The organism is Alteromonas hispanica, assembly GCF_010500915.1.
Classification (GTDB): domain Bacteria; phylum Pseudomonadota; class Gammaproteobacteria; order Enterobacterales; family Alteromonadaceae; genus Alteromonas; species Alteromonas hispanica.
The window spans coordinates 180,740-206,697 of the sequence record NZ_JAAAWP010000004.1 but is presented as its reverse complement, the minus strand read 5'-3'; the positions used below and the strand labels follow the sequence as shown (position 1 = coordinate 206,697).

The following is a 25,958-nucleotide window of genomic DNA, read 5'->3' as shown; positions in this document are numbered from 1 at the left end:
AAATGAGTTTTCCAATTTTAGTTTCGTTTGTTGTGCCTATTTACAATGTTGAAGAGTATTTAACTGAGTGTTTGGAGAGTTTGTATTCGCTTGAGAGAGGTGACTATGAGGTTATACTGATTGATGATGGGTCCACAGATAGCTCCAATTCGATAGCCTCTCTATTTGCAGAGAAATATAAAAATAAGACCACGCTTATTAATCAAGAGAATTCAGGATTATCTTGTGCGAGAAATACTGGTCTATCTCATTCGGTTGGAGACTGGGTAATATTCATTGATAGCGACGATTTCTTCCATACTGAAAATTTAAACATAGTCTTAGAAGGCTTGGGAAATACAACTGCAGATATTATTATATACGATGTCTACCAGTATGTTGATGACACCGGTGTCAAGAAAAATATGTACAGAGTACCTAACCCAATGATTGGTAAAGGTGCGGTGAATAGCCTTACTTATATGGAAGCGCTTTATAAGAGAAGGCTTTACAACTTCGTTACCGCGTGGGACAAAGTTTACCGTAGAGAAGTCTTAACAAAATACAATATGAATTTTATCCCAGGGCGACTATGTGAAGACGTACCTTTTACCCACGAACTTTTGTTCAACTCTATCAAAGTGGAATTCGTAGACCTCAAGGTGTTGTTTTATCGGCTTAGAAGTGGAAGTATAATGACGACACGGTCGCCTAAAAAATTGAAGCACATAGAGCTAAATGTGGAGTTTCTTCATGAACTTTTCAGGCAACATAATTTAAGAGATGCGATTTATTACGACTACCTAATCATGTTGGCAAAGCAAGTCGTGAATGGTAAGCAGCAATTATCTTGGCGTATTTGGCTAGAGTTATTCAAATCTCCAAGTTCAGCTAGGAAGAAGTTCGTAATGTTTGAATTAATGCTGAAAAACATCAACATAATGGTGAAAGGACGTTCCGAGTAGTGATTAAAAAGCCAATTTTTATTATAGGTACACAGCGCTCCGGTACTACACTTCTAACTCGAATGCTTTCTGCTCATCCGGAACTCTTTATACAGAACGAAATGGGGGACTGGGGAGTGTTTCATAAACCCTACGCTCCTGAAGAACTTCACGAACGAATTGCTAAAAAATTGTGCTCACATGGCGTTAACTTAAAAGAGCTACAAGAAAAGAAAAAGCGATGGGGTTGGAAAGACCCAATGTTAACACCACATATCTTTGAGTTAGCGGCCTCTTATCCTGATGCTAAGTTCATTGTTCTAGTGCGAGACCCGCGGGCAGTAGTTGCCTCCTACATTGAAAATGCTTGGGGGTTAGGTACTAACGCCTATACCGGCGCTTTGCGCTGGAAGAAAGAAGTAGCTCACCAACTCACGTTGTTGAATGTTTACCCTGATAGGTGCTTGCTTCTTAAATACGAATCTTTAATAGAAAGCACGGTCGATTGTTTGGAAGACGTAGTAGAGTTTATTGGTGTAGACTATGATGAATTAATGCTTAACTATCATCAAAAACCCTTAGAGTTTTCGCAAAATGCTTCCAACGCAAACACTCGTAAACCTATAAATCAAAACAGCCTTAATAAGTGGAAAAGAACGTTAAGCCGTCGTCAAATTGGTACTATAAACGCCGTCTGTAAAAGCTTAATGCAGCAGCTACACTTTTTAAATGAAATAGAACAAACGCATCACCCCAAGACGCTTGAAAAGTACGGTTATTTGATTCACCAGGCGCTAGTTGGAGAGTACCAATTACAATATCAGCTAAGAAAAGCGCGACGTGCTAGGCAAAAAAAGTGAAAGTTCTTCATGTAACTTACGACATGCGTATTGGCGGCACTGAAATGGTGATAAAAAGTCTGGTTGAGTCTTTTAACAATACAGAAATTGATATGTCGATTTTTTGTATTGAGTCACCTTTAGGGCCATGGGGACAGCAGCTTCGAGAAAAAGGCGTAAATATTTCCCAATTTAGCAGACGTGCAGGTTTTGATTGGAAGCTTATATTTGCTATTAGGGCGCACATCTTGAGGAATAAAATTAATGTTGTGCACTGTCACCAGTACACTCCCTGGGTGTATGGTGCACTTGCGAGTGCTCTTACGCCTGCAAAAGTTATATTTACAGAGCACGGCAGGTTCTTTCCCGATTTCGGTACATGGAAACGAAAACTAATCAACCCACTTTTGTCGTTACTAACATCTAATATTACCTCGATATCTATGGCGACAAAAAACGCCTTAATAAAATATGAGAACCTGAATCAAGCAAAAATTGATGTTATATATAATGGTATTGAGCCGTTAAAGAAACTTGACGAAGTGAATATTGCTGAAATAAAACGCTCTATAGGTTTACCATCTGACTGCTTAGTATTGGGGACCATTGCAAGGTTCGACCCAATTAAGAACCATACTATGATGCTAAGCGCTTTCTCGTTTGTACTAAAAGCGTTCCCCAACGTTCATTTAGTTATTGTTGGTGACGGCGAGGAAAGAGCTAACATAGAAGATAAAATCGAGCGTTTGGGTATTCGTCAAAATGTAACCTTAACTGGCTATCAATCGAACCCCGCTCCCTACCTGAATATATTTGATGTTTTCTTACTATCTTCTTTTAGTGAAGGCACATCTATGACACTTCTTGAGGCCATGAGCCTTAGCAAGCCATGTGTGGTAACAGACGCGGGAGGCAACGCCGAGGTAATCAAGAGCGGCTACAACGGATTCGTGACTCCTAATAATAACTCTGACGCTTTTGGCAATGCTATTATCAGACTTTTGAAGAGTGAGAACTTCATGGCTATGCCAGAAAAGTCGATACGCAGATTCGAAGAAAAGTTCTCAGTATCTACAATGGTCTGCGCATTTAGAGAAAAGTATATGAAATTAGGAAAAGGTGAATGACTATTGCGAAATTCATCTTTTTTTTCATTGGAACCTTGCTGCTGTCGGTAAATCTTTATGGTTTGACTCAAAGCTTAAAGCCAGAAGGACTTACGCCAGATGTGCTGAGATTTGGTATTAACGACGTTAGTATCAGTCACGATGACTTAAAAAGTCGAATCAAAAAGAAAGCGGATGAGACGGATGAGCAGTTCTCTCGTCGCATAACTTATGATTTGGCTGCAGGCATAGCTCACCTAAAGTGGCAGAATTACGACCCAGATAAATATCATCAACGCGTTCCAGTATGGGAAAACTATATACTCTATATCGTCGGTATTATAACTCCTATTCCTGAGTTTGAGCGCTATCACTTTACTAACCCGCAGAAAAGTATTGAACGAGGTATCGGTATTTGTGGTGATGCATCCATGACACTTTCCGGTTTACTAGATGAAAATAAAATAGAGAATAAAATTGTCACCATTCCGGGACATGTTATGGTTGAAGCGTATATAGATAATAAAACGTTATTATTAGATGCAGATTTTGGCGTTGTTTTAGATAACGGTATTGATTATTACACAAATGCCACAGATGAGCTTATAGGCGGTTTTCAATCACAACTAGGAAGAACGGGGGATGGAGAAGGTATAGTTGCCAAAGGTGTTAAAGGAGGTACGTTCCAGCACTGGGATGGCACCGCTCATTTTGTAACAAAAAAATACTATTTTGAGAAAGCAGCCTATTTATTAAAATGGCTTCTCCCATTTATTTTATTGGCTGTGTCTTTTATTCTGCATATCAATAAAAAAACGGTAGCTCAAAGACAAGACTAGGCGTTTAAGGATTTAATAGCGATGAAATATAATGTTGTGATGTTTGCTTATAATGAAGAGAAAAACATCACATCTTCGATTAACAGTGTTTTTGAGAGCGTTGATGAGTCGCTAAATAAGTTCTATTTAATCGCAAACGGTTGCTCAGATAGAACTGTTGAAGTAGCAAATGCCGCGAGAGATGCTCTTGGGTTTGACAAGCTCTGTATAGAAGTTATTCGCCTAGGTGACAAGTGTAATGCATGGAATAAGTACATGCATGAATTGGCCGACGATGTAAGCACACACTTTTTCGTAGATGCAGACGTAAATTTTTCACAAAACTGTTTTCCTAAACTGCACAATAAGTTGGTAAGTACACCAGAAAGAACAGTTGTAATAGCCGGACTACCATTAACTGGACGAAACCTTACATTTTATCGCGAATTAGTCTTAGAGCGTTCGTGTTTTTTTGGAAATCTATATGGTGTGAAAAATAGTTTTGTTCAAAGAATTAGAGAGGCTAACTTTCGTTTGCCTATAGGGTTAAACTGGATAGACTCTTTTCTAACAAAAGCAGTTAATACTGACTTGAAATTTGAAAAAACAAACTTACCTGAGCGTACCACATGGCTTGAGGATGTAGGCTACAGTTTTGAAAGTCTGTCAGTGTTCAAAAGAGATGATATAAATCTTTATTTCAACAGAATTGCGCGTTATGAGCTGGGCAAACTTCAAGAAAGTATTCTTGACAACACGGCCTTATCAAACTGGCCAGCAAGTATGCATGGAATAAACAAAGAAATATGGAAAGATTTTGCTAACAAGTCTGCTCATCTATCATGGTTTCAGCGTCGTTTAGTAAGACGTCGCCTCATTAAACTCTTATCAAAATAAATGGCGCTGAAATATCTAAATGATTAAGTTACTTGTTTTTTTTAGCGTTTTTATCAGTGCTATTCTTATTAGTAGTGCTCCTTGGGTATCAGCTCTACTTTATTCGACCGTATCAATACTTCAACCTCAATACATTTGGAACTGGGCGTTCGATAGTTTTTCAATATTCACTGTTTCAGCAGCTATAGCCATTCTAGCTTGGGGATGGCAGATACTTCAGGGGAATGTTAATTGGGAAGTTTATAAAACTGGCCAGTTTAAGGGGGTGATGGGGCTACTTTTAATCTTTCATTTATCAAACGCATTAACTCCGTATGATACTTATTTCTCATTGGTTAGCGGTGATTTAATGGTTGAAACCTTCACGACTATAGCGATCATGTATACCGTTGTTCTGGGCCTTATTAACAGTGAAAATACGATCAAGTATTTTGGTTTTATGTATATTTTAGTGGTGTTGTATTTTGCTTATTGGGCTAATGATCATTACTTCGCTGGTAATTGGTACATGTTTAAATGGGGAAGATTGTTAGGGTTACATAAAAGTCCATATAGAGATGGAAATGTAATGTCAATCGTTTTAACAACAGGCCTGGGATTTGTAATGTTTGGCATTACTTTTTTTAAGCAAAAGCTCATTAAATACTTCCTTATATTGTCAGTGCCCTTGGTTTGGCACGCATTAATATTATTTGCCTCTCGTGGTGCATTGCTCAGCGCTGCCGCAGTTACATTGTTCTTCGTAATGGTAATGAGGTCTAAAACATTGAACTTAGCGGTGCTAGCAGGGTTTGCAGCAATGCTTATTTGGCAGGGCGCTATGTTAACAAGTAGAACTACTTCAACGGTAGCGCAGGCGCAACAAGAGAATGCAGATGTTCCTTTAAACCCAAGACTGGTATCTTGGGGGGTTGGTTTTGATATTGCGCTAGAGCATCCGCTTCTTGGAGCCGGACCGCAACGCTTTCAGTATGCGTCTGCTGTGCTGTTTCCAGGAAAGTCGCCTCACGTTGCTCACAACACGTTTTTAAATTTTTCTGCAAACACGGGAATAATGGCTGGATTGATCTATTTATCTTTTTTCATTGTGTCTTTCAGGCAATACAAGTATGTGAGAAAACATAAACAGGGTGATTCTGTTAATGGCTATATTAATCTGGCTTGCGCAGGTGGCTTAGTGGGGTATTTTGTTGGAGCCGTTTTTCTTGATCTTATAGTGTTCGAGCCATTTTATTTTCTTCTTGTTTTGATGAGCACAAACTACTGTATGGTGAAAGCTGGTAATGTTCCAGCTTCACCCAAGTAGATATTTTTTAGAGAAAATCCAAAAACGCCTTTTTTTTGTACTCGGCACAATATCCCGCTATGTGATTGTAACGCCATAGCAATCTGTAATAGTCGACATGTCCTTTCGGAGCTAGTACCAATTTAGCTTTTAGCAACAACTTTTCTTTAACTGCCCATCTTGGATAACCAAAAAGTTCAGATGACAATATTTTTTGGCCTTGCCTAGCTTGATGCATAATTAAAGAGCGGCCAGCCTTGTGTGCTCGGCTTGCTATCCAGTCATCCGTAAGCTGCTTTTCTCTAATAATGTGCTGAACAGCGTTTAATGAGTCAAAAAATGCTCTAAAACCATGGTTCTTTAACCGGTATAGCAACTCAGTCTCGCTTCCCATCATATAGTTACTGCCATTAGGGCCAACACTTTCATTAAATTTAAATCCCGCGTCGAATATACGTCTCCTAATGGCAAAGTTTGGGCCATGCATCTTTGTAGGACTGACTTCACCAGTTTTATATCCCTTTTCTTCTGGCGTGACAGCAAATGCTACGGCAACATCGATACCTCTTAACATATTTGGCGGTGGGTTTGAGGGCCATAAGGCCTCAACGGTGCCTCCAAATATATCGAAATTACTTTGCTGCTTTGCTGCATCGGCATATTTTTGCAAGAAGTGAGGAGGAAGAATAACGTCATCATCAGTGAAAACTACTAGATCGCCGAGCTTAACTTTTTCAGAAAATAGAGTGTTTTTGGCGTAATTCTGTCCCTGGTTGATTTGAAACAATTTTAAGAATTGAAACTGGCAATTGTATGCATTAAGAAATTCATCGGTCTTGTCAGTACTGTTGTTATTTATAACCACGACTTGAGTTTCTACACCATGCACAGGCTCAAGAGAGTTTACACTTTCCAAAGTTCTTTTTAAGGTATTTACGCTATTGTACGTTGCGATGACTAGAGTTATGCTTTTCATTGCTTAATTCCTTTTATCTTTGTAGCTTCCTCGTATACTTTAAGCGTATTTTTAGAACATCTATCCCATGAAAAAGACTTCACATGTGCAAGGCCTTTTCTCCTAAGTTCCAGTCGAGTTTCTTCACAGGTTACTATTTTTAAAATTGCTCCTGAGAGTTCCTCGGTGCTATTTTCGTTAACTGTAACTCCAGCAGATCCTACTGCTTCAGGCAAAGAACTGTTGTTAGTTGTTATTACGGGAACGCCGTACGACATTGCTTCTAGCACAACCAAACCAAAACCCTCATATTTACTGGGATAAACAAAACAACTCGCACCCAAATAGAGTTCTTGTCTTTCTGTATCCGAAATAAATCCAGTTACTTTTATTCGTTCTTCAAGATTGTGATGTTCTATTGCCTTTAGTACAGCCCTTGAACTAGGCCCTGGCGCACCTGCTATGATCAGCTGATGAGGTATTTTCTGAGCGCAGTTTGAGAAAGCGTTTATCAAAAAATCAATATTTTTCCTAGGTTGCAGCGTGCCCAAAAACAATATGTATGGTTTTTGTAAATCTGGTTCACTCAACTTAGCGAGCCTGTTTCCTTCAAACCCTTGATAAATAGTCGAAATTTTTTCTGACGGACAGTTTTCACGTATGCAGTCGTTCTTGGTTGAGTTAGAAACAGTAATCACTTTTGTTGCTCTTTGCATACTTGTAGTTGTCCAATGCCGTAAAATTCTGTCAAGTCCGGGGCCATGGACATTCATATAAAAGTAAGCGAGATCATGAATAGTCAATACGGTAGGTACCTTTGTCTTGGGAAGGAAGTGATTAGGACCATGAAAAACCGAGATCTTATCCTTCCAGATATGAAATGGAAGTAAGTAGTCCCACCATATCCTTGGTCTGTTCGATGCTAAATCGCTAGGACTGAAGATTGGTCTATGTATAACTTGCGGATGTGAGTAGAGCCAAGGCAACGGCTTAGAAAAAACACTGTCGGATTGATAGTATAGATAAAAAATATTATCGGATTTTTCTTTCAGCAACGCTTCAACTAGTCCAATAACATATCGGCTAATCCCTGTTTTATTAGACACTTTGACCGATTCACAATAAATTCCTATTTTCATAAGTAATAATTACTTTTTTGTTAGTTCAGTTAATTTTTGTTTTACAAAAGTTTTTTGCCTTTCAGCCCAAGCACCAAAGGTAAATACAACAAAAAGGGTACCGCCGATGACTAAAAACCTACTGCTAAAGCTGGATGGTTCTCCGACTTCTAGTGCAGCAAAGAACTGTATGAGGGGTCTATGGAAAAGGTATAATGAAAATGAACAGCTTGCCAAATAAATAATATGAGGCCGGAAAGGGGCGAGCAAAGCTATCAAACTAGTAGCATAGATACTTAAATAAAGGTTGGCCGAGAATAGGAGCGCAAAAATATAATCAGCGAGAACATTTCTCTTACCTAAGAAGAAAGAAGGAGTATGATGAAAGTGATCTTTAATAGAAGGAACTAAAAAAACTAACGCAAGAGCAGTTGCAATAAAAGCAATTCCACAAACTATAGAGTTCTTCGGAATAACATGCTTATGGGCAAAATATACAACGACACCCATTAGCCAGATTGGTAAATAGGTAATAATATTTGGTCCGAGAAATAAAAACAGTCCTATGATTGTAAGGATTCTTTTTCTTCCAGTTGTAAATACAAAAGCTGCGAAAATCAAGTAAAACCCAAATTCGAAACTAAGGGACCAGAAAGGAACATTGATGCCAGGGTTCAGGTTTAGCCCCCAGACGTTTTGTATAAATAATGCTGAAAGAACATAATTTATCAAGTTGTTATTTGGCTCTGGCCAAGGACCGCCAAAGTAAAGTTCGTTATTTATACTGCTTCCAACTCCATCAAGGAGGGCTGTAAGTAATAACGCAGGAATTGCAACAGAAGAAAATCTTGATATTCGCGCTATTAAGTAACTCTGTACATCTTTTTCTTTCTTGTCAGTTACAAAAGCTATAACGTATCCAGATAAGACAAAAAATACCATTACCGCTGCTGACAAATACTCATTCAATTGCCACAAAAATCCACTCGTCAGCTTACCGGCCGCATGACCTAGAAAAACGACTAAAGCGCTAATGAACCTAACAAAATCAAGGTATAGTGAAGTTTCTTTATTCATTTTTCTCAGCTACATATGCCTTATACCACAAGTCATACATGAGCATACTCCATAGTATTATGCCAAAGTTAGATTTTTTAGATTGGTGCTCTGTCCAAACCTTTTGAAATTCAGAAACGTTAAAAATATCAGTTAACCCACTTTTACGGTCGAAAAAACGAGTTTCAGCAAGTGTCTTCAACTCACCTCTAAACCACTCATCTAATGGAGTACTGAATCCCATTTTCTTTCTATAAAGTAAAGATTCAGGAATGAAAGGTTTGAATACTTCTTTTAGCAGGTATTTTTTTTCTCCGTCACGATATTTTTGTTCAGAGGGCAGAGAAGCGGCAAATTCGGCTACTTGATAATCTAGAATGGGCGCCCTCACTTCTAACGAGTTTGCCATGCTCATTCTGTCAACTTTTACTAAAATATCGCCTGTCATGTAGGTTTTAATGTCGGTGTACAATATTTTACTTAAATGATCCGGGCCATCGGCTTTGTGATAAGTGTCGATAGTGTAGTGACTAGGATGGTAGCCTTGCAGCTTTTCAGCTACGTCGGGTTTTACCAAGCTATTCCACATTTCATCGGTAATCATGCTGTTGGTAATGTAAAAGCCCATGGCTGCGTCGTGGCTTAGAGTAGTTAACAGCGATTTTGCTTTTTTGCCTACTGTGCCTGGTACTCTTCCGGCAAGGCTTGCCAGAGTTGGGAATAGGGTTTTGCGCACGCTTTCTGGAAATTTATTGCGTAGCTTATTTTCAATGTTATCAGTGGTATATTTTTCATACCCTGCAAACATTTCATCGCCACCGTCACCAGCAAGGGCTACCGTTACTGCTTTTCTGGCAAGTTCCGATACAAAATAAGTGGGCACCAATGATGGGTCGGCAAAGGGTTCATCAAAAAAACTAACGATATGTTCTAATTGCTCAGCAACGTTTTGATGTACTGTGAACTCATGGTGTTCTGTATTATATTTCTCTGCTATCTCCCGCGCAAAGTCTGCTTCGTTAAAGTCTTTGTTATCAAACCCAATGGTACAGGTTTTTACAGGCGTTGGGCTTGCTTCTGCCATCATGGCAACCACGCCAGAGCTATCTACACCTCCACTTAAAAAAGCACCTAACGGCACGTCGCTTATCATGCGTTGTTTTGTTACTTTTTCCAGAAGAGCTTTTAATCGTGCTTTGTTGTGTTCTTCGCTCTCCCTTGACGTATTTTTGAAGCTTAAATCCCAATATTCGGTGATGGTAAAACCATCTTTGTTCAACACCATATAGTGCGCAGGTGGCAGTTTATGAATATGCTGAAAGATGCTTTTAGGGTCTGGTACGTATTGATAGGCAAAAAAGTCGTATACGGCGTCTAAGCGAATGTCTCGAGGAATATCTTGTAAGGCCAGAATGGCTTTAATTTCTGAGCCAAAGGCAAAGCGACCATTGTCAGAAAAATAGTAAAGGGGCTTTTTGCCTAATCGGTCTCGGGCAATAAATAGCTCTTGTTTTGTTTTGTCCCACAGAGCAAAGGCAAACATGCCGTTCAGCTTTTGAAGGCATTGAATACCTTCGCGGGCATATAGCTCGAGAATAACTTCGGTATCGGTGTGGCTTTTAAATTGTACCCCTTGTGCTGCTAAGCTTTCGCGAAGCTCTAAAAAGTTATAAATTTCGCCATTAAATACAATAACTAAGTTACCGTCGGCAGAGAACATAGGTTGGTTGCCCGCCTCTGAAAGATCCAGAATACTTAAGCGGCGATGACACAAACCAATGTGCTCATCTAGATAGGTACCGCTGGCATCGGGCCCGCGGTGCAAAATAGCGTGATGCATGTCATGCAACGCCTTTTCACCACCTTCGTTGTAATTAAATAAACTAAAACCTGCAATGCCACACATGTTTTCTTATTCCCTATAAACTGATATGCGGTCTAATTGCCGAACCAACGGTTACGGTAAACGTAATAGGAAGCTTTTGCCACATATTTTCAGCGATGGGGCGCAGTTTACCTGGTGATGTAGCTGCTACCTGCTCTTTTATCAGTACACCGTGTTGATCAAACTTCTGCCAATTTAACAACTGCGGCTGTGCTCCCCACTGTTTTTTAAATTTGTAGGTGCCTTCTTCGTAGGTAGAGCGGCCGAAGTCGAAGGTTTCAATGCCTGAATCTGCGCAGTGTGCTAATAGCGACCAATATAGCAACATGTTTGGAGCAAGTTTATTGTAATCGCGCAGGGTAGAAGCCCATGGAATAGAGGCATTGGTAGTATTCTTAATTACTAATCCACCACCAATGGGCGTGTTGTCTTTATACACTACGCTGAGAATACAGCTCTCTTCGTAAGCATTGACTATTTGCTCAAACCATTTTTTTGCATGCACGGGCGAGCCCAAGTCACGCATGTTCTTGGTGTATACCGTATAAAAGTCGTTAATTAATGCTTGCTTAGTACCCAGCGAAACGGTGAGCCCGTTTTTCTCTGCTTTTCTTATTTGGCTACGAAGCTTAGATTTGAAGCCCGCCATTAATGCTTCACTGGTATTGGGCAGCGGCAAAAGCATACGCACTTTTTGATGGTTAAGCTGGCTTGTATCGACGGGGGCGGCCTGTACCGCGCGCATTTCTAGCGCCTTACTGCCAGTTACAGAAAGCTGCTGAGTTAAACACTGCTGCAGTTGCAGTGCTATATCGTTGCTATCGGCCAACGCATAGCCCACATCGCAGTAAGGTAAACTGCACAGCTTTTTACCTATTAGTGGCGTTTTTATTAATACGCAGGGCAAAACGCCTACGGTGTTACCTGTATTTTCTTGCTTGGCTATTACGCCGTATATAGCGTGCTTGTAGGCATGGTTTACGGCCTGCTGCCATGCAAACTTATGATACGCAGTGGCCTGGGGGTGGGCGGCTACGTAGCTATCCCACTCGGCTTTATCTGCAAGCGATACAAGGCTAGTTGAAATAGCGTTAGTACTACTCATAGCTGTATTGGCCTTCTGCGCAAGTTTGCACGGCTGCGGGTGCTGCTTTTAATCGTGTCGCCGCTTCGGTAATGGTGCAAAACGACACATCCGCCCTTTCTTGAAGATGAGAAACAACAGCGCTTATGCGCGTGCAAATTGTGCCAAAAGCGTCGTCTATATTTAACAGCCCAGTTGCCCCATCAATTAAGCTAGAGCTGTGCAGATACATGTGTATTACAGGGTACTTTTTATCTAAACAGATATCTACTAGGGTGTTCATGTCTTCGCTATGCGTAAGCTCTGGGCTTAAATAAATTTTTCGTAGCAGTTTTGTATGCCACAAAATACCAACAGGCTTTATGGCTGAAATAATACCGCTAGAAAACGCAGTATGCACTTTGTCTGCCATGGAGAAATGAGTGGTGTTAAACCCTGCCGTTACCGGCAACTCCATAATGTTTTGCTGTTCACCGGGGGCAAGGGCGTTATCGAAGCTTGGGTAATAGGGAGTAACAGGGGCACCTTTGCAGTGAAAAAAGTCGTTCTTGTAAAACGGATATACACTGCTGTCTACGGTAATACCTCTCGAGGCAAGTAGCTCAAGGGTTTTACCCTTCATACCCCAACGGCCGCTTCTAAAGGAACGTGGCGTTACCCCAATTTTTTCATTGATCACCCGGTTTAGTTCATCTAGCTTTTGTACAACTTGTTCTTCCGGCAAATTAATCACGTGGCTTTCGGCTTCGGTGGTTTTGCCAAAGTAAGGTGGGTTACACCATGGGTGTAAGTGTGCACCAACTTCTGCTTTTTTGGTTTGTACAAACTCGCGAAGAATACCACTGCCTTGAGCGTCGTTGGCCACAGCATAGTCAACAAAATAGGTGGGCCTTATGCCTAGCGACTCACAAAAGGCTTGAAATGCAGGAAGCTGTTTTACGTTTTGTACCGAACAATCGTGTTGTGGAAATTCATCGTCCCACTGCCATTCTTCTTCCGTGTCTATGGTTAGCACAAATAAAACGTTGGGTTTACCCATGGCGCTTCTCGTTTAACATGGTTGAAAACAACGCATAGTATTCGTCGGCCATGCGCTGTGCCGAAAAGTGTTCTTGTACGAAGGCACGCGCATTTTGTGCGAGTTGCTGGGCGTAGTCGGTATCGTCTAGCAGGGTTTCCCAGTCTTTTTGTAATTGCTCGGTGTTATGCAAAGGAGTAAGTAAACCGCTTTCTTTGTGGGTAATGAGTTGATCGATGCCCGCAATATCGTAAGCCGACACCGGAATTTCCATGGCGCAGGCTTCCATTAAACAGCGGGGAATGCCTTCAAGGGTGGAGGTCATTACAAACATATCAAAATCGCGAAGCTGTTCTAGCCTGTCATTTCTAAAACCCAAAAATGAGATAGCGTGGTCACTATCAAGGGTATCCGCATACGATTCTAATTTAGGGCGATCTTCGCCATCACCAAGAAACACCAGCTGAATGTCTTGTCGTTTTTTATACAACGCATCGAAACAGTCGAGTATGGCGGTAATGTTTTTACGGCTTATCATTTGCCCCACAAAACCTATTACCTTTTTACTGTTCTCCGGCTTTGGTTTCTTGGTTATTCTTACAGCCTCAACTTCTGATAAGTCTACGCCATTTTGAATATAAGCAAGCTTGTGCTCAGCAACGTTAAATTTTTTCACGTCTGCAAGTAACTGCTTAGAAAGGGGAACCACTTTATCGGCAAAGCGCATGGCTTGGCAGCCAGCCCAAATAAACAGGCGAAGCTTAAAGTCTGCCGCATTTTCAAAACCGTGGGGCGTTACTACACAGGGGATACCGGCTTTTTTAGCGGCCATAACCCCTAAAATATCTGATTTGTAACCGTGGGTGTGAATAATGTCGATGTTGTTGTCTTTAATCAGGGCTGCCAGCTTTTTTACCGCGCCTACATCGAAACGTCCATGCATAGGAACATGGTGGGTTTTACCAATGGGTTTAAATTGCTTAACAAGCTCTAGGTCTTCCGTGCCCGGCTCTAATGTTACTGCCAGCTCGCTAGTCACATTGCTAGGCATGTGTTTAGACAGTGCTAATACCCAGCGCTCTGCGCCGTAAAACCCTGTAGAACATATAAACTGCAATATTTTCATTATTATTTATGCGAGTTGGTGGTTACCGCGCCGCGTACTCCCAATACTGTTCCTATGGCTCTTGCTGGAAAATACACAAGGTAAAAGCTAAGGCAATTGAAAAACGATACCCTACTGCCTACCAGCTTTTTAAGCCTAAATGTGTACGCCAGAAGAGGTGCTCCTGCGATTATGCTAAACATAATAGCGAAGTTGGTGTATGAATACAGCAGGCAAATTAATAAAAATAAAACGCCCAAGGTGACAGCAAAGGGCACAATAAAACTAGGTAGCTCACGAAGGGGAATGGGCCTGCCGCTTGTTGATGCAATATTGGATTGCCCGCGCCATATTTCTTTTTTAAACATGGGGCTAAAGTCTTTATCTTCCCCTAAGTGCACGTAATGTGTTTCAGACGTGTAGTAAAGGCCGCCATATTCTCTCACTTGCCCGGTAAAGTAATAGTCTTCACAGGTGAGCAGGTGTTCTGGAAACCCGCCAACGGTCGCAAACGTGTCTCGGTGTAGAAAGAGATTTCGCCCGGGTAAAAAGCTAACGGTGGTATCAAGCTCGGCGTTACTTAGCGCTGTTCTAATTCGCTCTAAAGGTGGTGCGTGTTCTGAGTTTACTTGCATAGCAGCAACGAGGGCGAGTGAAGGTGTGTGTTGTAGCGTTTGCAGCATGATGGTGGTGTAGTTTGCCGCTAGGCTTACATCGGCATCAAGGAAAGCTAGGTAGGTGCCAGTAGCCTTCGCTGCCCCTATGTTTCTAGAGTGCGAGATGCTGTTAGCATCGTCGTTATGCATTACTGTGAGCGAGAAATGCCGTTCGTATTCGGCTAAGGTTTGCGATACGTTTTCGTTTTGGCTAACAATAATTACTTCAAATTTTTCAGCGTCTAGCGTTTGCCGTTTTATGCTATCCAGCGTTTGTAGCAGCATAGTCTCGCGGCCTTTATGAGGAATTACAAAGCTGACTACTTTATGTATTTGAGTGTTACTTGTACTGCTGCTCATAGGGCTGCTTATATCGCTATTCATGATATTAAACGGGTTGTTGTGGCAATCATGGCTTACCCAACCATTGCTGAAATTTCGGGAATCGTTTAACCGCTTGGCTGCGCTCTCTGCGCAGCGAAAACTTACGAAGCGTGCGCATAACGAAAGTGATTAGGCTTTCTGTATTAACAGAAAATGGTCCGTAGTCATTAGCGCTGTGCCCGCATGAAAGTGCATTCAAAAAATCAGTGGTGGGTGATGCTGCTTGTTCGTAGTCAACAAAATTCATATTTTGCATCATAAGGCATAAAAGACGGGTGGTTTCGCTTTCTTCTGAGTTTTGCAGTCTTTCAATAATTTGCTGTTGCAGGCTTTGCTTTTTTTGTTCTAATGCCGGTGCAAGTGCTGGCATGTAGGCCTTTGCAAACGCGAATAAGCAAAGTTTGCGCAAGTCTTGGCCTGTCCAGGTTTCGTTGGGAAACTCTAAAATATCGGGCTTGTCTAAATACGCATACTCATGCTCAAGCATGTAAGTTACGTAATGGGTTAATGAATATACCGCATAGGTATAGTCGTAGTCGCTTTGGTTAAGCTGTTCTTTTATTTGAATAAAGCGGCACACAGCTTGGAAAAAGACAGTATAAAACCAGGTGGATTCAACATTGTGTAGCTGGCGCTGAGCAATGTCATCGCTTGGCGATACCGTGTGTTTAATAATATGGGCACACTTTTTAAGGTCGCTTATATCGTTTAATACCGCGTACCTGTCCATTAGGGCCTGTAGATAATTGCCGGTACCCCTATCGAGAGGGTATTGGCCAGTTTTTACGTTTTTTAATCCTTCTGTGCCGGCATTTTTTATCAACAGTAGTGCATTTAATAGTGTGCCGTCGCCCTCGTAATAACCCTCTATCCATCCGCAAATTTTCAGTAAGGCCTGTTTAGAGGTAGTACTGCCGGTTAACAGGTAATGATGCAGTAATCCGTTGGTGTAACAATGCTGACCACCCGGGCCGCCGCCGCCCGCGTGATCTTCATATACCCCAGTGGGCTGATTTTGGGAGTAGGTTCTGTGTGTGGCCGTATGGGCAGGCACATAATGATCGGTATGCCAAAACAGCCCGCCAGAATATTCAGGTTTATCTAGCGTGGTGTGATACACATCTATGTTTGCTACATGCTTGGCTAAGTTGTCGGCAAGCTCCTTCCAGCACTGCTCGCCGGTTACTGCCCACTGATACAGCATGCCGCAGAGGGGGTCGTACTGATTATTGTAATGCGACACAAAAAATGGCGTATCAGGTGCCAGTGCTTTTTCATGATCGGCATACAATTCACCAAAATGCCGCCAGCCGTACTCGTCAATAGCGTCCCGTTTGTGAAAAAATGAATTGTCACCACTTATTCCCTTATCCACCAGTTGCTGAAGCTGTTGAGGTGCGTTAAATGGGGCAAAAGGAAGACAAGAGGAGTGCTGAACCCAGCTTTTGCTAAGTGTCACGTCAAAGGTTGTAAGTGGGCCTGTGGATAACGTTATTCGGCGCGTTAATTGCTCACCTGGTTGTAACTCTTGCGGTTCACTGTCTTTTGCGCCCAGTAGGCTCACGAATGTACTATCTTTGGTGGCGGTCATTACTGAGGGAAAGTGCTGCCAAAACTCTTTAGCGTCAAGCGTAAGGCAGACGCTGTCTTCTAATTCAAATGTAGCGAGCGGTTGGCATTGCTCAGTTTCGTATTCCAATTCGCCATTGCAATAAACGTTAACCCCTTTGTGGGCTAAGTTAACCTCACCTGCTGCATTAACGTGCACGGGGCTTTGCCAATGGGCCTTTCCACTAGATGCTTGATGAATGACCGTCTTATTAAAGGGCGCATTAAGTTTCAGTTCATCGTTTACAACTAACGTGCTCGCTTGTTTGTTTACCGCGAGTGACAGTTCATTAATGTAAATTGATGAAGGGTCGCCTAAATCCCACTGCCCATTTGGGTGCAAAGATGCCGCTGGATTCGTTATGGTGATGTCGCTTAGCACGTCACCATCTGCTAAAAAAATTGTGCTTTCAATTTCAACATCCAGTGCTTTGTTTTGTATTTCAAGCTGCCCTTTGTGCTTAATTTTTACTGCTACATTGTGGCAATGGCTTCTTAACACCTCATAACTGAACTCATTAATATGCACAAAGGATAGGGTTTTGTATTTACTATCGCTATGGTGGGTAAACGAGGTTGTAAGTTCGTTATTAAAATTGATGAACCCCGGGCGATTTCGACTTACTGTAACCACCTTGCCGTTTGACAACTGTATTTCTAACTGACTATTCGAATCGATGAGTTTAACTGGGTTAATGTACGTGGGCTGAGAAGTTGTCGCCAATTTAAGCGAGTATTTTTTCGATTCATGTGACGATAAAGACGTTATACCCGTGATGTACAGCCACTTAACTGAACCATCGTGCCACAAATGCCGCGCTTCTATAGAGGCTTGTACGTAATCGCTATTTTCATCAATCAACTCGAGTGAGTCTGAAACCGAGAATTTACCTCTAGGGCAGGGCACTCCAACACAGAATGAGCCGCGTTGAGTATGCGCACTCGCGTTATGTAAACTAAAAACATTATACTGCATTGGGCTACTTATATTTCATCCGTGATGGGTAATGTAATATCTTCGCAATACTTTATATTAGTTGTTATGCAATGCCAATGTGTTTGCCTGCTTATGCAATCGTCCAATAGGTTGGAATCGAAACTTTTACTGTTCGTAATTTTGACGAGTTACAGCCTTCAACGTACTATAGCGGCGGGAAATAAAAATTTTGTTAATGGACGCAAAAATGGCGAAGCCGCGCAACATTACTGTCGTATCTCAACGGGTGCCCTATCCGCCGAATAAGGGCGAAAAGCTTCGTACTTATCATCAAGTTGAATTTTTAACGCAACTTGGCTATCAAGTTGATGTGCTGTGTTTAGGCGAAAGCGAACAGGACCATGCAGATGCTAACGCGCTTCGTGAAAAGCTTAATATTTCAGTCACCGTATACCCGTTGTCTCATAAAGTGTTGCGCTACAGTTGGGCAATGCTTCACCGGCAAGCCATTAGTGTTGGCGCGTTTTATAGCAGCGCACTTCAGAAGGAAGTAAATGCGCGTTTAAGAGGTGGCTGCGACGCACTATTACTCAGCGCCTCAAGCTTAGGTTATTACGTTTTTAATGCTCCCCATTATCACGCACGAACCTGTGCGCTCTTTATGGATATGATGGATGTAGACTCTGATAAGTGGCGGCAGTATGCTGAGTCGAGTTCATTTCTCATGAGCGCAGTGTATCGTCGAGAGGGTAAGCTAATAAAAAGACTTGAAGCGAGAGCGAACAAAGATTTTGAAGACACATTTCTTATTGCAAAAGAAGAAACCCGATTATTTGAAAAAACAGTGAGTGCCCTTAAACCAGTCAAAGTATTGGGAAACGGTTTAGATTTTTCCGCTTTTTACCCCGCGCCCGCACAAGTCACAGACACAAACTTTCTTTTCACTGGCGTAATGGATTACAAACCAAATGTAGACGCAGTAATGTGGTTTGTAGAACGTTGCTGGCCCTCAATAAAGCAACGTTTGCCTGGCGCTACTTTTACAGTTGGAGGTATGAATCCAACAAAAGAGATACAGCAATTGTCAGAACGAGACAAGACTATTGAAGTTACCGGGTTTGTAGACGACATGCTTCCTTACTTTCATAAAGCGACGGCTTTTGTTGCTCCGTTTCGAATTGCCAGGGGTGTTCAGAACAAGATGCTACAAGCTGCTGCATGCAAATTACCTGTAATAAGCACCAGTATGGGGGCAGAGGGAATAAATTACGCTAATGAATCAACTATGTTTATCGTTGATGAAGAGAGCAGCTTTATCGACGCTTGTGTTGATTGCGTAAAAAAAGCTGACACAGCACAACAGTTAGTAAATAATGCATATAGCGCGTTACACAATACATATTCTTGGGAACAACAGTTAAAGCCACTTAAACAGGCATTGAAAAAATATGAACCAACTTCTTAAACGTGGTGTTTTTTTTGTTTTAGCGCTTTTAATAAGTCCACTGACAATTTCTTATGTTCTGATGACGTTGGTGTTAAATAAAGATGCGCTCATTTCAAGCTATAGTCAGGCACTGTCGCTGCTACCGGGTAAGTTGGGAAGCTACCTACGCAGTGGTTTTTACCGCTTCGTATTTACACACTGCTCATCTGATGCGGTCATTTCGTTTGGTACATTGTTTTCCCAGCAAGATACAAGCATTGAGGAGGGAGTGTATATTGGGCCCCAATGCAACATTGGTAAATGCAGTATTGGTAAAAACACTTTGTTAGGTAGTGGTGTACACATTATGAGCGGGAAGGGGCAGCATAATTTTTCAGACCCTTCAAAGCCAATAAAAGATCAAGGCGGCGTATTCAAGAAAGTGTGTGTTGGAGAGAACTGCTGGATAGGCAATAGCGCTTTGATTATGGCAAATGTTGGAGATGGGAGTGTGATTGCTGCTGGTGCAGTAGTAATAGATGATGTGCCAAAACGCACGATTGTTGGCGGAAACCCGGCTAGGGTAATTGGAACTCGTGAGTGATTTACTTTACAGAAATAAGGTTTTTTAACCTGTAATATAATGAGATCAAGCGACCTTTTTGAGTTGCTAGCGGGGCTGAAATTGAAATGAAATCTACCTGTGTATCGCTTAGGCTTTTTTTATATTGAGCGTCACCACCCATGAAATCATACCTTTCAAACCCCTGTTTGCGATAAAACTCCATTAGAATACTATGCATAGAGTATCCAGGCTTTATGTGTTTTGTAGATATTTGATGATTGATGCCAGAGCAGTAAAAGTAAACCGTCTTATCAAATAAAAAGTTTATAGCGCAACCCAAAACTGTTTCACCCCCCTTGACTTCTACTAATTCGAAAAAGTCTGATTCTTCCAGCAGAGTCATGTGATGCTGAGTAAAATAACTGTTATTAAAGCCACTTCCTTCTCTTGTATGTCCCCATTGAATGCGGTGCATTGTTGCAAGTTTTTCAAATATCTCAATTTTTTCCTGGAATGTAACACCTTTGCGAATTGTCAATGGGCCATATAAGTCTTCAATTTTTTTGTTACTTCTTTTTATCTGATTTCGTGTGTTTTTAGAGATAAAGTGGCTAGACAAGACATCCTTACTTTTTGATAAATGCGCTACGAAACCAATCGTGCTGATATGTTTAGCAAAAAGTTGAGATTGTTTTAATATGGTTTGCGAAATTTCTTTCTCGGTCATGGAGATGATGAGTCTATCTATCCCATTTCTGGCTAGTTCCTTGAAAAGTTCTCGGAAAAACAAATCCCTGAATCCACTCAAACAAATAACGCCGTTGTATTCAATCCAAATCTGGTCCGTTTTTTCATTTCCAACTTGGTTTAAAAAAGCCGTTCGAATTTTCAGTCCAAAATAACTATGCTTCTGTACCCCGAGGAAGCACATGCCAATTTCTTCGTTATCCTTCCTTAATAAGGCAACGAGCGGGACTTCTGCTAAAGTGTTTATCCACGCATTAACCCAGCTGTATGAGAGGAAAGGTGACGCTAAATTACTTTTTCTTGATATTATTTTCCAATATTTCAGAGCTTGGTCTCTTTTCAATCCACTTACTAAGTCTACGCATATACGAGCTCTTTCATCTAATTCTTTCATAATCACAGGTATCAAAACACAAAAATCAAGGCTTATAACGATAACAAAGATAACAAGTTGGCACATGCAAAAGCTTATGATAGCGAAAAGTTCACTGGATTTGTGGTGGATTAAGTTTTGTATATTATTCGCATTTAACAGAAAGTCGTGACATTCTACGTTTCTGAAATTTTTAATCTGATTAAATGTTCGCGCCCCTACATATAAAACTGGAGTCAAATAGTGAAAATAAAAACGGTTCTAGCTATGGCATTTTTTTCTTTGCTGATCGGATGTTCTCCATCAACGCCACAAGAGCGCTTGAAAAAAGCCGAAGCTTTTATTGAAAGCGGCGATGACAAGAGAGCTATCGTCGAACTAAAGTCATTAGTTCAAGACTCACCTTCAGATATCGCCGCTAGAAAAACATTGGGATTTTTATTGTTTAAAGTTGGAGATTTAGGGGGGGCAGTGTCTCAACTAACTCGCGTTGTAGAATTAGGGGATAGCTCATCAGAAGTAATTTTGACACTTCAGATGTCACTATACCATCAGAAACAATATGAGAGCGTTTTATTAGTTATTAACTCACTTGAAAGAAAGCTAACCCCTTTCGAAACTCTTGTTGATTTTTTAGCTGCGAAGCAGCTTGATGCCGGAGTGGAAAAAAATCTGATTCAAGCTCGTCGTCATAGCAGTACAACTTCGCTTCAGTTGCTTAACTCGTATAGTAGTTATTTTGAGGGCCAATACGAGAGAGCGCTAGAAATGCTCCCCCCACTTTCGGAGACTCCGAAAGCTTTTCACTATGAATATAAGTTATTCAAGAGCACTATTTTCAGATTTTTGGGCAAATACGAACATGCGTTTAATTTAGTAAACGAAGTCGCTGATGCATGGCCTAAAGTTCCAAGTGTGGCAATGAATGCTATAGAAATTGGCTTGGTGTCAGGTAATGAAGAGGCGTCAGAGTTAAGGCTTAATGAATGGCTTAAAAGTTCTCCCAAATCCGTTTGGGTAAACTATTTTACAGGAATAATGGAAGCGGAGAACGGAAATTTTACAGTCGCAATTAACCACTTTGAGACTGCAATAAATGGAGGATTAGATTCTGGCGATGTTTGGCTTTTACATGGCATAGTCGCTTCTCAATTGAAGTTATGGGAGACCGCATATTCTAGTTTTGAAACTGCTTACCTTCGAAATAAAAGCAATACAGCTTTAGCACTGCTAGCTGAGACTCAGTTGCAACTAGGTGAAAATGAAAAGGCGCTCGAGTCTATAAAAAAAGTAATATCAAATGACAATGTTCTTGCATCTCCCTACGTAAAAAGAGCTGCAACCTTCCTAGATTTCAAGGGGCTTGGGAGTGATGCAGTTGAAATATATGATGAATACCTTTCTAGCTATGAAGATGCAGAAAAAAACCTCGAGGAAGTTATTCAGCTTGAAGTCCTGAAGTCAAAGAACGGCCTTCCGTTGGCGGCAAAAAATCTTAACTTAATGATGAGTGAAAGAGGGGGCTCATCTATATCTCAGTACCTCAATATTAAAAACCTCCTCGACAAAGGAGAAATTACTCAAGCAAGGGAAATGGGACGAAATCTAATAAAAGAGTATGGAGCTTCAGCAGCTGATATTGCCGCTCTGGTTGAAATGTATGCGGGAAACTATGCCTCCGCGAGGCAATACGCACAATCAAAACTTGGTGAAGATGCAGACTCAAAACTGGCGAAAAGAGTACTATTCTTGTCGCTTTATGAACTCGGTGAGCTTCAAGAAGCTTTTGAAACGGCGTATGCTCTTGCAAAAGATGACCCTTCAAATAGGCAAATATCAATTGACACTGTAGCCCTTCTTTTTCTAAACGAGTCATCTGAATTAGTTGAGCAATTCAAACAAGAGTTGTCACAATCAAAGCAAAAGAATGAACTTATAACCGAGTTCGGAGTTGCGCTGGCAAATCAGGGGGCGCGACTAGATGCAATCAAATTCTTGGAGGGGAATCAGAGCAATCTGCCAGTTTCTGGTTTCCAATTGCTGATAAATTTGTTGTTGGAGGAAGGCGATTTCGAGAACGCATTGAGGGTTTCGGATGAATGGAGAAGCGTTGGCGATACTCCAAAAGCTGCAGCGTTGGCTAAATTAGGGGTGCTTGCTTCAAATAAAAAATATAAAGAAGCAGTGGACTTTGGTCAAGGCGTGCTGTCAGATTTCAATAACGATCCTAGAATAAACGTTTATCTTTACAAACTGTATAAGGATCTAGGTGATTACTCCAAGGCTTTAATTGAAATAGAGCGCATTGCCGAAAAGTCTGTTCCCACATCGCTTGTAAAGCTTTTTGAAAGTGAGATTGCCATAGAGATGAAGCAATATGATAAGGCGATTAAATATTTAATCTCTTCTCATAACCTAACCCCAACTTATCTGACAGCGGTAACACTAGGTAAGTTATTAACTCTAAAAAACCGTGCTGCTGAAGCTACTGAGATAATGGCTAACTCTTATCAGCAATTAGAATTAAAAGATGAAAAGCGCTTACACAGTTTTGCAGAGTATTTCTTATCGGTAGGCGATGTAAAGAAGGCAATAGATATTTACTTGGATATGGAAGAGCTTGGTATCAACTCTCTAGTTCTTTATGCAAATCTTGGAGAGGCATTTTACCGCATTGGAGATTTGCAAAATGCGTTGAAAAGCACGGAAAAAGCAGCAAAGACTAACGTTGCAAGATATAGTGTGCAATTAGCGAAATTCTTGTATGAGAGTGGTCGAAAGTCGGCTGCCATTAAAGCGCTTAGGGATGGTGTGTTGAACAACCTTTCCGATGAGAGTGAATTAAAAGTACTGTATAGTGGAGCGATTGAGTTAGGCTTTGAGTCCCATGCTGATCTTATTAAGGAGTCTTTTGGGAGAGAACGAGCTTTTGTTAACAAAAAATGGCAGCGTCTTTAATAATTTTTTGCTGTCAGTTTATTTTACATGTTCAAGTTTTCTCTGGTTGTTAATTCTTTAAGTCTCTGTTAGGGAAGTGTTTTTTTTTGTGGCATGGTAACTGCTAAGGTTTTTATGTAAATTAACAAAACCCAATAATGAGGTTACTTATGAAAAAGATTGCTCTAGCGATTGCATTTACACTGAGCTCTGCAAGCGTATCAGCAGTAGAGTCTGCTGGTGGCATTCAGTGGGATACTCTTGATTTTGGAACTGTAGATGGCCTTTCTGCTTCTTTCAGTTTTCAGCAGTGGTTTACATCGGGAGTGTATGGCACAGAGAACCATGATGGTTTTGACGTATCAACAATAACCGCGTCTTCATCTTTAGCATTAAACCCTCGCGATACCGAAGTTGCGCCAGGTGTATTCGCTAGTGAGGTAGGTTTAGCACTTGACTCTGGCGCAATGGTCAATTTATCGGGCGTTGGTAGATTCGATTCATTTTCGGATGGTAGACGTCAAACTGAAACCCCGTCTTTTTGTGTAAACGGTGTAAGCAACTGCGAGCTTACTTTCGCATTTGGTGGTTTAAGGGTAATCTCAGAGGGGGTTTTTGACTCTTCTACAGCTTGGCTTAATGTTTATTATGAGGACCTATCGGGAACAGTTGTGGATGCCACATTACCTGATGGCTCGACTATACCAGTCACAGTTCCGGGTACGCGACCTGCCGCCTTTGGTGCTGTCAATTCTACAGCGTATTCAAGGTACGAGGAGGCTCAGGATGGAGAGCTTTGGGGGTCTTTCGCATTCGATTCGTTTCCATTTTCTGGAAGTCTTGTTGCTGGAACTGTTCCAGGAGCGAATATCTCAATAGTCGGTGGTAAATCAGACGTTGTCAATGCGCTTGATACAAATGATTTTATGGGCGATTTTGTTTATAGTTCCAGCGCTCAGTTCAGTGATACATCTAGCTCTCCTTATTCGGATGCAGCTACGGGTGAATTGACAACTAAAGTTTCAGCCCCGTCAACAATCGGAATTTTTGGAGTGTCATTGTTCGCTTTAGCAATGTTCGGTCGTCGTAAGCATAAGTAATACTTTATATTCACATTTACTTTAAAGTTGTATCCAGTCGATTTTAAAGAACTCTTTTGAGACCAGCGTTAGAGCTGGTCTTTTTATTGGTTTTGACACTTTCAGGTATTCTAAAATTTTCGATGAGATGAATCTTGGTGCTTGAGTAGATTACAAAGTTTCCGTGGAATTCTTAATCGGGTAACGTAATTTCAAAACCAAATAATACAATAGGGTCCGCGTTTATCCGACTTAATATGTAGTCAACTCAATATTTTTTCAGCAATGCTCCGAGCTGAGACCTGCTCTGATATCAACCAGCATTTTTGCAAAGCTTGGTGACAGGCTGGTATGAAGAAGATTTTGGTTTATATAATATGGTGCACGTAAACCATGGTAGTCTACTACGGGCCCTATTTGCTTGAATTTGATCCCTACAAACCCCATGCTTCTCGCTAATCTCGGCTCCATCATCACGTACGCATGCTTTATGTCTTGCTCTAGAGCCATCCCCGCAGCCGCGAAATAAAGACCTATAGCAATAAATGGGAAGCACCTCATCTCTGTTTCTGAATAAGAGTGTTGATTGATAATACCTATAGCAGCACCGTCATGGTTATCCATCTGGCGTCGTCTAAATGCTCGCGGAACTGCTAACCTAGAAACTTCACATATATCCTCTCTCGCGAAATTTGCTGGGTTTAACTTATCGTCAGTTATTGAGTTTAGGCAATATTTTTCTATAGGTAGCTTTTGACCTTGCTCAGTGGGTCTGACGATTCTTACGGTGCCCGCATAGTTTCTTGAGCTGATATGTTGAATTAAACAGTGCATAGAGAAAGGGTCAAACTCATCTTGTTCAAGTCCGTTTTCTCTAATAGGTTCAAACTTAAGTTCTTCGCAATAAACATTATGGCGTATTCGAAAAACCTCTCTCCTTAACTCGTCACAATTAGCGACAGTTGGAGTTAGATAAGTAGAAAAGTGAGACGAGATGTAGTTAGCCTCTTTTAGCTTGCTGTAGCCAGAGATGAGCTTGCCTAGCTTATTACTTTTACCTACAAGCGCTGAAACTTTCTCCAATATATTGGTCTGCTTAGAGCCACGCATATTATTCGTCTTTAGTTGCGTCTATATTTAGTTTTAGCTTAGCAGAT

21 protein-coding genes are annotated in these 25,958 nt (G+C 41.2%); 10 read left to right on the top strand and 11 right to left on the bottom strand.

The annotated features are described in order from the left end of the window. Positions 1–2: 2 nt before the first annotated feature. The 6 genes from GTW09_RS08805 to GTW09_RS08780 are packed head-to-tail and all read left to right on the top strand — an operon-like array spanning position 3 to position 5,889. Positions 3–944, top strand: coding sequence for a glycosyltransferase (locus GTW09_RS08805; protein ID WP_163111574.1), 942 nt, complete (start codon positions 3–5; stop codon positions 942–944). Then, on the top strand, positions 944–1,783 hold the full coding sequence (locus tag GTW09_RS08800; RefSeq protein WP_163111573.1) for a sulfotransferase: 840 nt from the start codon (positions 944–946) through the stop codon (positions 1,781–1,783). Before GTW09_RS08805 ends, GTW09_RS08800 begins: the two co-directional genes overlap by 1 nt. Continuing rightward, positions 1,780–2,889, top strand: a complete 1,110-nt coding sequence (locus GTW09_RS08795) for a glycosyltransferase (RefSeq protein WP_338024936.1) — start codon at positions 1,780–1,782, stop codon at positions 2,887–2,889. Before GTW09_RS08800 ends, GTW09_RS08795 begins: the two co-directional genes overlap by 4 nt. Then, positions 2,886–3,707, top strand: a complete 822-nt coding sequence (locus tag GTW09_RS08790) for a transglutaminase-like domain-containing protein (protein ID WP_163111572.1) — start codon at positions 2,886–2,888, stop codon at positions 3,705–3,707. The genes GTW09_RS08795 and GTW09_RS08790 overlap by 4 nt, the downstream gene beginning before the upstream one ends. Positions 3,708–3,728: 21 nt before the next feature. Further along, positions 3,729–4,583: a glycosyltransferase family A protein gene (locus GTW09_RS08785; protein WP_163111571.1), complete on the top strand. Its 855-nt coding sequence runs from the start codon at positions 3,729–3,731 to the stop codon at positions 4,581–4,583. A gap of 19 nt (positions 4,584–4,602) precedes the next feature. After that, entirely contained in the window at positions 4,603–5,889 is a 1,287-nt protein-coding gene (locus GTW09_RS08780) for an O-antigen ligase family protein (protein WP_163111570.1), read from the top strand. Between the two features lie 7 nt (positions 5,890–5,896). On the opposite strand, the gene GTW09_RS08775 is transcribed toward GTW09_RS08780, so the two are convergent. The 9 genes from GTW09_RS08775 to GTW09_RS08735 are packed head-to-tail and all read right to left on the bottom strand — an operon-like array spanning position 5,897 to position 17,713. Then, on the bottom strand, positions 5,897–6,844 hold the full coding sequence (locus GTW09_RS08775) for a glycosyltransferase family 2 protein (RefSeq protein WP_163111569.1): 948 nt from the start codon (positions 6,842–6,844) through the stop codon (positions 5,897–5,899). Continuing rightward, entirely contained in the window at positions 6,841–7,962 is a 1,122-nt protein-coding gene (locus tag GTW09_RS08770; protein ID WP_163111568.1) for a glycosyltransferase family 4 protein, read from the bottom strand. The genes GTW09_RS08775 and GTW09_RS08770 overlap by 4 nt, the downstream gene beginning before the upstream one ends. Before the next feature lie 9 nt (positions 7,963–7,971). Next, entirely contained in the window at positions 7,972–9,018 is a 1,047-nt protein-coding gene (locus GTW09_RS08765) for an acyltransferase family protein (RefSeq protein ID WP_163111567.1), read from the bottom strand. After that, positions 9,011–10,903, bottom strand: coding sequence for an asparagine synthase (glutamine-hydrolyzing) (gene asnB, locus GTW09_RS08760; protein ID WP_163111566.1), 1,893 nt, complete (start codon positions 10,901–10,903; stop codon positions 9,011–9,013). The genes GTW09_RS08765 and asnB overlap by 8 nt, the downstream gene beginning before the upstream one ends. A gap of 13 nt (positions 10,904–10,916) precedes the next feature. Next, positions 10,917–11,987, bottom strand: coding sequence for a FemAB family XrtA/PEP-CTERM system-associated protein (locus tag GTW09_RS08755; protein WP_163111565.1), 1,071 nt, complete (start codon positions 11,985–11,987; stop codon positions 10,917–10,919). Then, entirely contained in the window at positions 11,980–13,005 is a 1,026-nt protein-coding gene (locus GTW09_RS08750) for a polysaccharide deacetylase family protein (protein WP_163111564.1), read from the bottom strand. The genes GTW09_RS08755 and GTW09_RS08750 overlap by 8 nt, the downstream gene beginning before the upstream one ends. Continuing rightward, positions 12,998–14,110, bottom strand: a complete 1,113-nt coding sequence (locus tag GTW09_RS08745; RefSeq protein WP_163111563.1) for a glycosyltransferase — start codon at positions 14,108–14,110, stop codon at positions 12,998–13,000. Before GTW09_RS08745 ends, GTW09_RS08750 begins: the two co-directional genes overlap by 8 nt. A 2-nt stretch (positions 14,111–14,112) precedes the next feature. Then, positions 14,113–15,105 (bottom strand): glycosyltransferase family 2 protein, encoded by a 993-nt coding sequence (locus GTW09_RS08740; protein WP_203565688.1) that lies wholly within the window; start codon positions 15,103–15,105, stop codon positions 14,113–14,115. A 49-nt stretch (positions 15,106–15,154) separates the two neighbouring features. Beyond that, entirely contained in the window at positions 15,155–17,713 is a 2,559-nt protein-coding gene (locus tag GTW09_RS08735; RefSeq protein WP_163111562.1) for an RIFT barrel domain-containing protein, read from the bottom strand. Between the two features lie 208 nt (positions 17,714–17,921). On the opposite strand from GTW09_RS08735, the gene GTW09_RS08730 reads away from it, so the two are divergent. After that, a complete protein-coding gene (locus GTW09_RS08730; protein ID WP_163111561.1) occupies positions 17,922–19,139 on the top strand; it encodes a glycosyltransferase in 1,218 nt (405 codons plus the stop codon). Beyond that, positions 19,123–19,704, top strand: a complete 582-nt coding sequence (locus tag GTW09_RS08725; protein ID WP_163111560.1) for an acyltransferase — start codon at positions 19,123–19,125, stop codon at positions 19,702–19,704. Before GTW09_RS08730 ends, GTW09_RS08725 begins: the two co-directional genes overlap by 17 nt. A 1-nt stretch (position 19,705) precedes the next feature. Here GTW09_RS08725 and GTW09_RS08720 read toward each other — a convergent pair whose 3' ends face one another. Then, positions 19,706–20,806 carry a GNAT family N-acetyltransferase gene (locus GTW09_RS08720; RefSeq protein WP_163111559.1) on the bottom strand — a complete coding sequence of 367 codons (1,101 nt, stop codon included), beginning with the start codon at positions 20,804–20,806 and terminating at the stop codon, positions 19,706–19,708. Between the two features lie 222 nt (positions 20,807–21,028). Between GTW09_RS08720 and GTW09_RS08715 the strand changes: the two genes are divergently transcribed. Beyond that, positions 21,029–23,743: a tetratricopeptide repeat protein gene (locus tag GTW09_RS08715; RefSeq protein ID WP_163111558.1), complete on the top strand. Its 2,715-nt coding sequence runs from the start codon at positions 21,029–21,031 to the stop codon at positions 23,741–23,743. Positions 23,744–23,892: 149 nt separating this feature from the next. Further along, complete coding sequence (locus GTW09_RS08710; protein ID WP_163111557.1) at positions 23,893–24,822, top strand: hypothetical protein; 930 nt, start codon at positions 23,893–23,895, stop codon at positions 24,820–24,822. Between the two features lie 258 nt (positions 24,823–25,080). Here GTW09_RS08710 and GTW09_RS08705 read toward each other — a convergent pair whose 3' ends face one another. After that, the gene (locus GTW09_RS08705; protein WP_163111556.1) at positions 25,081–25,911 is read right to left on the bottom strand and encodes a PEP-CTERM/exosortase system-associated acyltransferase; all 831 of its coding nucleotides are present in this window, start codon (positions 25,909–25,911) and stop codon (positions 25,081–25,083) included. Positions 25,912–25,958 lie beyond the last annotated feature (47 nt).